We start from the raw sequence: 11,392 nt of genomic DNA, 5'->3' as shown, positions 1-11,392 counted from the left end.
GGCTTGCCCCCCCCCTCACCCCCCTGCCCCCCTCTCCCCTCACGGGAGAGCGGGCGAAAGCTACTTTTCAACACCGCGTTGCGCTGCTGCAAAGCCCGGCTGTACTGGGCCAGCATGGTGCGGTAGCGGGCCGAGAAGCGCGAGAGCAGCAGATCCAGAAAGCGGCGGCGTTCCTCCGGTGGCCCCAGCACCAGATCCAGATCGTCGGGGCCCAAGAGCACCGCACCGGGAAGCTGGGCCAGTTCTCGCAGCGAGGCTGGGGTTTCGTTGAGTTTGTGTTCACGGCCTTCGCGTCCCAGCCGAACCTCGAGGCGGGTGTTGCCGAACTGGGTCTCGATCTCGGCATGCACCCAGGCTTCGCTCTCGCCAAAGGTGATGCGCTCGAGCATGCCGTTGCGCAGTTCGCCGCCGAGCGCGAGTTCGATGGCCTCGAGCAGATTGGTCTTGCCCTGGGCGTTGCCGCCCACGATGGTGGTCAGTCCCTCCGCAGGAGCAAACAGCGGGGTGCTCAGGTTCCGAAAGTTTTTTTGCCGCAACCGCAACAGACGCACTGGCTATAGGCTATAGGCCCCGGGCCGAAGGCTCAAGGCCGGGAGGCTCATTTGCCAGGGTGGTCGCACATCGGGCTACACAACGCAGCCGGCGCTTCGCTGCCCAACTGCTCGGCTCAATATGAACGGCTTCGTCAAGCAGCAGAGCGAGCCATTACAACAGAACCATTCATGCGCAAGTCCTTCGGTCGTGAAAGAAAGCCACGGGTAAGATGACCCCATGACCGCTGGCAAGGGGCGTTTCGATCGAGCCGCTGGCTGGCGTTGCCCTCCAGGCAAACCCAGACCTGCAAGGGTACACCCTCTACGGAGCCCCCTGTGAGCCCTGAACTGGCTGCGGTTGCGTTTGCCCTGCTCTCGGCAGTTTCCTGGGGCGCTGGCGATTTTAGCGGCGGAGTGGCTTCCAGACGGCTCAACCCCTACCTGATTGCTCTGCTGGTTCATGCCACCGGGTTGTTGCTTTTTACGCTACTGGCCTTGCTTGGTGCAGAAGCGTTTCAACCCCAGGACATCCCCTGGAGCATCGCGGCTGGATTTGCTGGATGTGTGGGCCTGGTGTTTTTGTACCGGGCTTTTCAAGCCGGGCAGATGGGCCTGGCTGCGCCTATCTCGGGGGTGGTGGGGGCTGCGCTGGCGGCTCTGGTGGGGTTTTTCCTGGAGGGTCTGCCTGCTCCTTTGCAACTGCTGGGCTTTGCGGTGGGATTGCTGGGGGTCTGGCTGGCAGCCCGATCCAGAGGAGCCTCCGGCCCTTCGCAGGGCCTGATCTATGCTTTTCTGGCCGGGCTGGGCTTTGGGGGCTACTTCTCCCTGATCCACCAGGTGGAGGGTTTGTTCTGGCCCTCGGCCCTGGCCAAGCTGGTAGCAACCACCCTGATGCTCTGGCTAGTCTGGCGGATGGGTTTGCTACGCCGCGAGACAAAGCTGACCGCTACCCTGGGGCTGGTGGGCCTGGCGGGTCTGCTGGATGCCGGGGGCAATGTGTTTTTTCTGGTAGCGGCCCAGGCCGGGCGACTGGACGTGGCCGCCGTGATTTCCTCGCTGTATCCGGCCTCCACCGCCCTTCTGGCCTGGGGTTTGCTGCGTGAACACTTGAGCCGAGATCAGGCCCTGGGCGTGCTGCTTTCGTTGGTAGCCATTACCCTCATTGCCTCCGGCTGAGGGGCCGAGCAGAGCGCGACACTCCTGCACAGGGTACCGGGGTCGCTATAGTCTCAGCCCGTACTCGTAGCCCCAGGGGAATTCTTGCAGCCGGACAAACCCCACCCGCTCATAGAAAGCCACCGCGCCCGCGTTACGCCTGCCCACCCCCAGGTGCACGCCCCCTGCGCCCTTCTCGCGCAGGCCGCCCAGGAAAACCTCCATCAGCTTGCGGCCCAAACCCCGCCCCTGGGCTCTGGGCAACAGGTCAATGTGCAGATGGGCCGGATACAGGTCGGCCCAGCGGGAAGGAGTGTAGCCCTTGTGAATCAGCCGGATCATGGCGGCGTCTTTGGAGGTAGGGTCGGCTGGGAGCAAAGGATACTTCAGCCGGAGCGGCGGCAGCCACTCGGCTTCCATCCAGCCTGCAAACTCGTGCGAATCGCGGCAACCCAGCACATAGCCGCACCCCCCCTCCTCGTCGGTGAGCACAAAAGTCAGGTCGGGCTCATGCACCGCATAAGGCGCCGCATAAAAATGGCCCAGCAAATCGGGATCCCGGTAGAGCTGGCTGGCGTCCGCACCGCTATCACCGGTCAACAGGCAAATTTTGTACAGGTCGGGCAGGTCGGTGGGGACGTAAGGGCGAATGGCAAAGTCCATAAACCTAGGTTTTAGTGTGGACCCTCGAAAAAAGCAAATGCTTTAATCTATGGCAAGCTCATCTGTAACGTATTGCAATCGCACATGTCCTTGTTGTTGGTGTACCCAGAACGCTCTGACCTGCTGGGACGGCTAGTACGCCTGTAGTCTGTTGCCCCAGCAAAATAATTCCGTTTGCACCAACTTTCCTAGCCCTTTCAATCAACAGAGTGAACCCTCTAACGCCTGAAGGCGGGAGCTTCGGGTAAGCACTGGAACTGTGTAGTTGCGACAAGCCACTTTCTCCCGACTCCGTACTCCTACTCCTCACCCTGCACCGCAAAGTCCCCGTCCCCCTCTTCAGCCTGGTTCTCGATGTACGCCTGGATCACCCCATCGGTCACGTTTCCGCTGCTCACGCAGAAGCACCCCCCCGCCCACACGTGCCGGCCCAGAACACTTTGCGCAGGTGCTGGAACTTGGTCAGCAGTGTGTACGAGCTTGTCCCCTTCATCCCCTGCACCAACCGGCTGATAGCGGTAGCGGGATCGAAACAAACACGTGCACGTGATCCCTGGCTACATGACCCTTCCTGATCTCTACCTCCATCTCCCGGCACACCTGCCGGATGATCTCCCGCACCCGCAGACCTACTTCCCTGTCAGCACCCTTCGCTGCGCTCAGGGCAGCGCCTTTTTGCGATATTTGGTTGACCACACCATATGCAGGTGTATCTAAAATACGCTGTGCGCACCCCGTCTATACCCCATAGACTAGGTGATGGACTGGCCGAAGACGAGGGTGAATAATCCATGCCCCCGTCTAATCACCTGCCCCCCAGCGCCCGCTGAAGCTTTCGCCTGAAGGCGAGGGCATTTACCCTCCCAAAGTCCGACAGTAATGCGATGCGCTATCACTGTACCGTCCAGACGGTATAGTGTGGGACGTGAAGGAGACCCGCACCGCCCTGCTGGAAGCTGCCAACACCGTGATTCTGCGCGACGGCATCGCACATCTGACCCTCGAGGCCACCGCCCGGGAAGCCGGGGTTAGCAAAGGCGGCCTTCTCCATCACTTTCCCAGCAAAGAGGCCCTGGTCCGTGGCTTGCTCGAGCACTATCTGGCCCTCTTCGAGGCCGAACTCTCGCGCCGCATGGCCCAGGACCCGGATCCCAGGGGGCGCTTCAGCCGGGCCCTGATTGGGGCCACCTTCGACGCCGACCCCCACCAGCCCATGCTGCGGGCCAGTCTGCTGGCCGCACTGGCGCTGAACCCAGAGCTACTAAAGCCCGTGCGGGCGGCCTTCGACGGCTACCAGCAGCGTATCGAAGACGATGGGCTGGGGGCCGCTCATGCCACCCTGCTCAGGTTGGCCGCAGACGGCCTGTGGTTTGCCGACCTGTTGCACCTGGCCCCACCTCAGGGAGCCCTGAGAGAACAGCTACGCCGGCGCCTTCTGGCCCTAACCCACCGGGAGACTGAGTGATGCTTGAGTATGCTGTCAAAGCTGCTACCGCCTGGTTTCTGGGCTTCTTTCCGCTTTTCGAGATTTATGTCGCGGTGCCTGCCGCTATTGCCATGGGGCTCGACTACACCTCGGCGGTCTTCTGGACCGTGCTGGGCAACTTCCTGCCGGTTCCCCTGATTGTGTTTTTCTACGGGCAGCTCCTCAGGCAGCGGCGCATCGGGCCCTGGCTCCAGGGCCTGGCCTCCCCCCGCGCCCAAGGGCTGCTCGACCGCCACGGCCCCTGGTTCATCCTGCTGGCCACCCCCTGGATTGGGGTCTGGGCGGTGGCGGTAACCGCCATGGCGCTCGGCATGAACCAGCGACAACTGCTGCTGTTTACGCTAATCAGCATCAGTGTGTACGCCATCGCGCTGGCCGGGTTGATTGCCTTTGGCATCCAGGCCGTCCGACCCCAGAGCTAACTGGCTCCGGCGCATAGCCTGGCTGACAGACCGACCAACAATCATGAGGGAATTGCGCGTGTGCACAGCCTAATCCTCCAGCAGCCCCACAAAGCTCTGGGGGTCGGGGTCTAGGCGCAGCCGTGCGCCGCGCACCGGCGGCAGGTTTTCCATCAGGGTTTGCAGGCGGGCTTCAGAGCTTTTGAGCAATAGGTGAAACACATACTGGCCCCGCAGGCGGGCGACTGGCGCGGGGGCCGGGCCCAGCAGTTCGCCGGGCTGGGCTCTGGGTCTGAGGGCTTCGGCAAGCTGGTAGATGGCGTCGCGGGCCACCGGCTCCTTGGGGTGGGCGACCTCGAGCTTGACCATGCGGGTGGCGGGTGGGTAGCCCAGGGTGTGGCGCAGGGCCAGCTCAACCTCCATAAAACCCTGGGGGTCGGCGGTCTGGAGCGCCCGGTGGGCTGCATGGCCCGGTTCAAAGGTTTGCAGTACCAGCAAGGGACGGCGCCGGGGGTGCAGGTCGGTCAGCTGCCACAACAGCCGGTGGTAGCGCTCCGAGGCGCGGAAATCGGACTCGAGGACAAACCCATCGGCATAGGGCAGCAGCACCAGGGCCAGTTCGGGCAAGACCGGCCCGCGCAAAATGGCGGTGGTGCCCACCAGTACGCCCGGTTCGCCCGCGAGCAGTTTGCCCAGGTTGTCTTTGGCATCGGCGGTGTAGCGGTAGCGTGGCAGGGCGGGAATCTGCTGGTGCAGGGCCTCCAGGAGCCACTCCACCCCTGGCCCCCGGGGGTCGAAGACATCCGACTGGCAGTTGGGGCACAGGTCGGGGGCCTTTTGTTCGTGGCCGCACTGGTGACAGTGCAAAGAGCCCAGCCGCTCGCTTTTATGCAGGCGCAAAGGCAGGGCGCAGTTGGGGCACATGGCCTTCCAGTCGCACTGCTTGCAACGCAACATCGCACTGTAGCCTCGTCGGGCCGATAACACGATGGCCTGGCGCTTTTTCTCCAGGCTCTGCTTCAGGAGCGCCAGCGCGGCACCGCTCAGGGGCCAGCCTCGCTCCTGTCGCATATCCAGCAGGTGCGGGCGGGGTGGGGGTATGGGCAGGGCCAGGGCTGGCTGGGCCCATACTTCGGCGCTGTTGATGCCGGACCAGTAGTGCAGCGGGATGCCCAATTGCTGTGCTTTTAGCTGGGCCAGGCGAGGCACGAAAGCCCTCGAGCCCGCCGGTAGCTTGTAGGCTTCCGAGGCCTCTTCCACCACCGCCATCCGTCGCACCTCCACCGGCAGGAGCAAGCCCTGATAGGTACAAAGGACCGAGATCCTACCCTTCTCCTTATCCCCCGCTCCCCCGCTCTCCCGCTCCAGCTCTCCCCTGCTCACTCCTTCCCACACCGTGCGGCGTTCCTCGGCCTTCATCTCGCCATGGAAAACGATGGCCTCGGGAAAGTAGGGTTGAAACTTTTTGAGCAAGGATACTTCGGGAAAGAGCACCATCACGGACTCGGTTTGCGCCAGGGTGGCCAGGGCACGGATGCGTTCCAGCAGCCTTCCGCCCTGCAGCCGCACCGGGAGGGTGGGCAGCTCGAGGGGCTCGAGTTTTCGCGCCACCACCGTTTCAGAAACCGGATCTACCTCCACAAAGCCGATGTACCCCTTGTCCATCAGCCCCTTCACCACCCCCGTACCCACCCCCGCCGCCCGGGCCAGCGCCGCCATGCTCTCGACCTGACGCAGATCGTGCAGGGCATACCAGGCCGACCTGGCTTTCTCGCTGAGCTTTTCCACAGGCTCCCGCAGCACCATCAGGGCCTGGCGCACGCTTCGCCGAGGGGCCACTTCTTCCTGCAAAACCCCGGCCTCGCGCAGGTAGTCCAGCAGCCTGGGGTCAAAACCTCTGGCTTCCTGCCAGTCCAGGGCCAGGGCTTCCAGGCCCTTCGGCAGCACCACCGGGTCGGCCTCTGGTAGCAGCCGCACGCGGTGCAGCAGGGGGGGTTCCAGGAAGGGGATCAGGTCATCCAGCAGGGTGCCCACCGTGCAAAAACTGTCGCGGGCCGCCATGGTTAGCAATTCAATTGCCGCTGGGCTCAACCACGGTCTGGTATCCAGATAAGCGATGGCTTCCCGCAGCGCAAAGCTCTTGTGCTGGCCTTCCTCGCTCCCCACCACCAACCCCACCCGTAGCTCGCCCCGCCAGGGCACCACCACCCGGTATCCCAGCGCATCGCGGCCCTGAGGGGCTAGGTCCCCCTGCTTTCCGGCATGGGGCGGCGTATACGACATCGGTTCAACCGGCAGGGGCAGTGCAACCTTCAGGGCCCGCATCCCGAACAGATTACTGCTTGAAGTGGCCGGGTTGCGGCGGCCGGATTACGCTTTGGGCACGGTGGATAGGGCGTGGCCGGGCCGTAGTGGAGTCTGGTGGAGCAGTCCCTGGGCCTGGGACAGGGCTTCTTCCAGGGTCAGGCCATTGCACACCACCCAGACCATCTGGGCCTGCTTAAAGCGACGGCTCAGCCGCTCGGTCAGCTCGTGCCCGCTGACCAACCCGATGTGCAGCCCGCAAAACCGTTGGTTGCCCAGATGATACAGGCCGTCGCCCTGGCGAATGGCTTCGCGCATGACCTGGGCCAGTTTTTGGGAAAGGTGCAGGTTCTGTTCGGTGTTCGGCCTCTCCGAACGCAACATCCAAAACGAGAGCAGCAGGGGCTGGTCGCCCCGGCTGGCCAGGGCCTGGTAGCGCTCGTAGTCGGCCTCGAGGGCCAGGCGGGTGCTGAGGCCGGTCTGGCGATCCCTCAGGGCTACCCTGGTCAGTTCTTGCTGGGCGGCCTCGAGTTGGTGGATGCCCTTGAAAAGCGCAAGCCCCACCATCCCCCCCAGCGCCCAGCCGGGCAGCACCAGCCAGTACAGCGCCGACTCGGGGTGCGGCATCCAGACCGCCAGTAGCGCCAGCCCCCCTACCATCACCCAGAGCCCGCCAAACATCGCCAGAACCGTCAGACCCAGGGTGGCCAGGGTGGCGCTGGCATAGAGCGCCATTTCCCGATCCCACCCCGGCGCAATAGCCTCCCAGGGCTGATGGCTGGCCCAGACCAACATGACCAGCACCGCCAGCAGATGCGAGACCAGGGCGGTCTTGGGATAGCGCTGGGCCAGCGGCAAGGCTACCAGGCTGGCCAGCAGATAAGACGCAGCCACCGCCTGACTGGCCCACAGACCTGTCCACAGTTGGGGCAGGGCTAGGGCTACCCCCGCAAAAAGAGCCGTAGTCCAGTACAGTCGGCGCAACCAGGGCCAGAGTAGCTTGGACGAGTGCACCATTGGTCTATTCTAGACAGCTTATGGGGATCGGCATGTTCAGATGAGTGTAAACCAGTCCTGTCCGCGTTACGCGGATGCTCAAGGTCGAAATCCCGGTTCAGTTGTTCAAAACCAGCCACACACTGGTCAAGATGATGCCCAGGCCCCACAACATGCCCGCCGACAAGGGCTCTGCAAGAAAGACGACTCCAAACAAAATGCTGAAAAAGGGAATCAGGAAGGTTACGCTGGCAGCAACCGTGGCCCCTGCAGTGGCGATCAATCGAAAGTACAGCAGATAGGCAATGGACGTGGAAAGCAAAGCCAGGCCCAACACGGCCCCAACCAGAACCGCCGAGATTTCGACTTGAGGCCAGGTTCCTAGCGCAAAAGGCAGTAACAAAAAACTCGAGCCACACAACTGCCCCACCGCCACATGCAACGCCTGAACACCCTGGAACGCCTTACGGGCGTAGACCGCTGCCAGTCCATAGGAACCGGCTGCCAGCAACGCCTCCAGAACGGCCCGCAGGGTGCGAAGGTCTACCGGGATGGGGCTGAAGCCGGTCAGCACTCCGACCCCTGCTATGCCCAGCACCACCCCCAGCCCCTTTTTCCAGCCAAACCGCTCGCGCAGCCAAAGTGTTGCGATCACAACGGTAAACAGAGGCGTGGTGGCGTTCAAAATGGCCCCCAGCGAAGCGGTGAGGTGAATTACTGCGCTGGCAATCAGGGTCATGGGAATGACGTTGTTGAGCAGTCCCAGCAGCAGAAACTGCGGCCAGCGCTGGCGGAAATTGGGTATCTGGCGGACGATTAGCACCAGGGCCAGCAACCCCAGGGCCGCAAGACAAACCCGCAGGAACACCAGGGGAATTGCGCCCATTTCGGGGGCGGCAATTCGCACAAACAGATAGGAGCCGCCCCATAAAGCAGCCAGAGCCAGGAGCAGGGTGAAGGTTTGAATAGAACCGGCGCCCATCGGCCAAGCCTATCCAGCCTCGGTTTGGGTTTCTATACGAATCTTGCGCTCAAATTACAGGGTTCTGCGCCCCTTCTCTCGAGCCCCGAACACTCCCATCGAATGGATCCTTGGTGATTGGGCCCCATGAGGACAAGCATGGCCGGGTCGGCCTTTGCACACCGCATTCCAAAACGGCGTCTCAGAGCAAAATTGGCTGGGGTTTTTCATGTTCCAGGAGTTTTTTCTTGCGCTCCACACCCCAGCGGTAGCCGGTTGGCTTGCCATCCCGACCTACGACCCGGTGGCAGGGAACCACCAGCGAGACGGGGTTGGCCCCGCAGGCGCCCGCAGCGGCCCGCACAGCCTTGGGGTCGCCAACCATCCGGGCCAGCTCGCCATAGGTACGGGTCTGGCCAGCGGGAATCTGGCGCAGGGCCTGCCAGACCTTGAGTTGAAAGGCAGTACCGCGAAGGTCGAGGGGGGTCTTGAGCGGGGTTTGCTGGGTCAGGTAATCCAGCACGGGCTGTACATACTCGGCCAGGATTCCCCGCTCCAGCTCGGCTTCGGCAAACTCCTCGCGCAGCAGCGCTTCCAGCTCGGCCTCGCTATCGCCAATCAGGAGTGAGCAGATGCCTTTTTCGGTCACACCGATTACCAGCTTTCCCACCAGGCTATCGGCAAAGGCATAGCGAATCCTCATCCCCTTGCCACCTCGGCGGTAAACCCTGGGGCTCATACCCAGCCTGGCGTTGGACTGGCGGTAGAGGTTGCTGGAAGAGCCATATCCGGCCTCGTAAATTGCTTCGGTTACGCTGTCTTTCATGCGCACTTGCTCTTTAAATTTGCCCAGGCGCCAGGCAGTGGCATACTGCTTGGGGGAGAGGCCGGTTTCTTGTTTGAAGAGGCGCTGCAGATGGAAGGGGCTCAGGCCCACGGCCTTGCCCAGTTCTTGGAGGGTAGGGGATTTCTCGGCTTGTTCCAGTAAGGACTTGACCTTATATACGACCGCGATGTGGCCAGGGGTTTCCCTGGGTTTGCAGCGCAAACAGGCCCGGTAGCCAGCAGCCTCGGCGGCTTGCGGGGTATCAAAAAAATGCACATTCTCGCGTTTAGGGCTCCGTGCTGGGCAGCCTACCCGGCAGTAGATGCGGGTGCTTTTGACCGCAACGAAGAAAGCACCGATGGCCAAAGGGTCTCGCTCTTGCCAGGCCCTCCAGCGCTCGGCTTCGGTACGGTAGGGGTTGGCGAACAGGTTTTTGCTCATGCTTAAAGCCTAGTCCTGTTTACCGGGGAGCGCTATCCAGATCTTGCGGTCAAAATGCGGGGGCTCGGGATATGCTTTTTGCGTGGCCTGGGCCCTGATTCCTTCGGGCGTTTTGATCTATAGGACGGAGTGATGAGGTGGCCGGGGATGGGGATGATTAATCTATGTGGCGCTTTATGCGGTGGTGCCGATGCTGCCCGGCCTCGAGCGCACCTTCGGCACTGCCCCGGGCAGCACCCACCTGGGCATCAGCCTGCCCTTTCTGGTGCTGGTGCTGCTCTCCCCGCTGGTGCCGCGCCTTCGCCTGCCGGTAGGCGTGGTGATTGGCGGGGAGCTCTTGGGCGTAGGGGTGTTTGGGATACTGGCCGCGCTGGCCCCCACCCTTGAGATCTGGACCCTGTGCCGAACCCTGCAAGGGGCCTTCGCGGCTGCCATCCCGGGGCTTTCGCTGGCCTTGCTGCCCCGGCTGTTCCCGGGCCGGCACCTGCAGATGGCCGGGTTCTGGGTGGCGGGCAATGTGCTGGGGGGTGGCCTGGGGCGCGGGCTGGGAGGGCTGTTTGCCGAGTGGTTTGGCGAGCGCCTGGCCCTGGTCTTGCTGGCCCTTCCGGTGGCGGTGATCGCTTTCTGGGTGCTGCGCGAACGCGAAAGCCTGGCCCTGCCGGCCCCACGCTACACCCTGTCGGCCTGGCCCTTGTATGGGCTGGGCTTCGCCCTGCTGTTTGTCAATTTTTTCGTGGCCAACCTGATGCCCTACCGCCTGGAGGCGCTGGGCCTGTCGCAGGGCCAGATCGGGGCGATTTTCTTCGCCTATCTGGCCGGCATTCCCGGCAGCGCCCTGGCGGCCACCCTGGTCAGAAAATGGGGCTCGGTGCGGGCTTTTCGCCTCGCCTTTGGGGTGGCGGCCCTGGGGTTGGGGATCCAGATCCCCAGCGAGCCGCTTTTTATCCTGGTGGGCTTTGTGGTCATGATGGCGGGAATTTTTACCGCACAGGCCATCGCCGGAGGGGTTTCGGGACGGGGCGGGAGCGGCAGGCGAGTCGCTTACGCGATTCCGGCAAAGCCGTAACCTAGGTGAGCGGAACCTATGTGTCGGCTTTCTACCTGGGCGGCATGGTAGCGGGTCTGGTGTACCCGCCCTTTATCGGACAGGGTGGGTTGTGGAGCCTCGAGCTCGCCCTGGCGGTCTCTTTGCTATCCATTCTGCTGGCTGCCCGAGCGCTGCGCTAAACTGGTGTTATGGCAGGCCTTTCCGACACCGACCCCAGGGTAGCGCGGATGCAAATTGAGCTGCTGCGCCAGAGCAGTCCGGCCAGGCGGTTTACTCTCATGGCGGGCTGGTCGAAAATGCTTTTGCACGCCTCCTACCAGGAGGTCAGGCAACGGCTATCTGACGAGCGAGAAGCAAAGTTGGAGTGGGTTCGCCGACAATATGGGGCAGAAGTAGCCGAGCGGCTGGAGAAACAGTTATGCTCCTAGGCGATGTTCCCAAAGCCATTGCAGACATCCTAGATGTATTCAACCGACTGGGAGCAGAATACCGTATCGGCGGGTCGGTGGCGAGTTCAACCCTGGGCCACCTCCGGGCCACCAACGATGTGGACATCGTGGCCGATCTACGCCCGGAGC

11 protein-coding genes and 1 pseudogene are annotated in these 11,392 nt (G+C 62.9%); 5 read left to right on the top strand and 7 right to left on the bottom strand.

The features are described 5' to 3' along the window. Nucleotides 1-551, bottom strand: a 551-nt coding sequence (locus tag Q0288_RS16210) for an AAA family ATPase (RefSeq protein WP_299432778.1), incomplete at its 3' end; no start/stop codon positions are given. Nucleotides 552-869: 318 nt separating this feature from the next. Here Q0288_RS16210 and Q0288_RS16205 point away from each other — a divergent pair. Further along, nucleotides 870-1,709: a DMT family transporter gene (locus Q0288_RS16205; protein WP_299432775.1), complete on the top strand. Its 840-nt coding sequence runs from the start codon at nucleotides 870-872 to the stop codon at nucleotides 1,707-1,709. 45 nt (nucleotides 1,710-1,754) lie between these two features. Here Q0288_RS16205 and Q0288_RS16200 read toward each other — a convergent pair whose 3' ends face one another. Both Q0288_RS16200 and Q0288_RS18100 read right to left on the bottom strand, forming a co-directional pair. Then, a complete protein-coding gene (locus tag Q0288_RS16200; RefSeq protein WP_299432772.1) occupies nucleotides 1,755-2,351 on the bottom strand; it encodes a GNAT family N-acetyltransferase in 597 nt (198 codons plus the stop codon). 489 nt (nucleotides 2,352-2,840) lie between these two features. Next, the gene (locus tag Q0288_RS18100; RefSeq protein WP_366914796.1) at nucleotides 2,841-3,047 is read right to left on the bottom strand and encodes a transposase; all 207 of its coding nucleotides are present in this window, start codon (nucleotides 3,045-3,047) and stop codon (nucleotides 2,841-2,843) included. Nucleotides 3,048-3,276: 229 nt separating this feature from the next. Between Q0288_RS18100 and Q0288_RS16195 the strand changes: the two genes are divergently transcribed. Next, nucleotides 3,277-3,816: a TetR/AcrR family transcriptional regulator gene (locus Q0288_RS16195; protein WP_299432769.1), complete on the top strand. Its 540-nt coding sequence runs from the start codon at nucleotides 3,277-3,279 to the stop codon at nucleotides 3,814-3,816. Beyond that, the gene (locus tag Q0288_RS16190) at nucleotides 3,816-4,259 is read left to right on the top strand and encodes a small multi-drug export protein (protein WP_299432766.1); all 444 of its coding nucleotides are present in this window, start codon (nucleotides 3,816-3,818) and stop codon (nucleotides 4,257-4,259) included. The genes Q0288_RS16195 and Q0288_RS16190 overlap by 1 nt, the downstream gene beginning before the upstream one ends. Nucleotides 4,260-4,328: 69 nt before the next feature. Here Q0288_RS16190 and Q0288_RS16185 read toward each other — a convergent pair whose 3' ends face one another. The 4 genes from Q0288_RS16185 to ada all read right to left on the bottom strand — a co-directional run bounded on the left by Q0288_RS16185 (nucleotide 4,329) and on the right by ada (nucleotide 9,766). Continuing rightward, nucleotides 4,329-6,563 carry a primosomal protein N' gene (locus Q0288_RS16185; RefSeq protein WP_299432763.1) on the bottom strand — a complete coding sequence of 745 codons (2,235 nt, stop codon included), beginning with the start codon at nucleotides 6,561-6,563 and terminating at the stop codon, nucleotides 4,329-4,331. 45 nt (nucleotides 6,564-6,608) lie between these two features. Continuing rightward, complete coding sequence (locus Q0288_RS16180; RefSeq protein ID WP_299432760.1) at nucleotides 6,609-7,559, bottom strand: diguanylate cyclase; 951 nt, start codon at nucleotides 7,557-7,559, stop codon at nucleotides 6,609-6,611. Nucleotides 7,560-7,656: 97 nt separating this feature from the next. Then, complete coding sequence (locus Q0288_RS16175) at nucleotides 7,657-8,520, bottom strand: DMT family transporter (RefSeq protein ID WP_299432757.1); 864 nt, start codon at nucleotides 8,518-8,520, stop codon at nucleotides 7,657-7,659. A 181-nt stretch (nucleotides 8,521-8,701) separates the two neighbouring features. Beyond that, nucleotides 8,702-9,766, bottom strand: a complete 1,065-nt coding sequence (ada, locus tag Q0288_RS16170; protein WP_299432754.1) for a bifunctional DNA-binding transcriptional regulator/O6-methylguanine-DNA methyltransferase Ada — start codon at nucleotides 9,764-9,766, stop codon at nucleotides 8,702-8,704. A 160-nt stretch (nucleotides 9,767-9,926) separates the two neighbouring features. Between ada and Q0288_RS16165 the strand changes: the two are divergent. Together Q0288_RS16165 and Q0288_RS16160 are read left to right on the top strand one after the other, a co-directional pair. Then, nucleotides 9,927-10,993: pseudogene (locus tag Q0288_RS16165) on the top strand (MFS transporter). Nucleotides 10,994-11,002: 9 nt separating this feature from the next. Beyond that, nucleotides 11,003-11,242 carry a hypothetical protein gene (locus Q0288_RS16160; protein ID WP_299432751.1) on the top strand — a complete coding sequence of 80 codons (240 nt, stop codon included), beginning with the start codon at nucleotides 11,003-11,005 and terminating at the stop codon, nucleotides 11,240-11,242. Nucleotides 11,243-11,392: the final 150 nt, after the last annotated feature.

The sequence above is a fragment of the uncultured Meiothermus sp. genome (assembly GCF_937863175.1).
Lineage (GTDB): Bacteria > Deinococcota > Deinococci > Deinococcales > Thermaceae > Meiothermus.
This window is presented reverse-complemented; position numbering and strand designations above follow the sequence as displayed.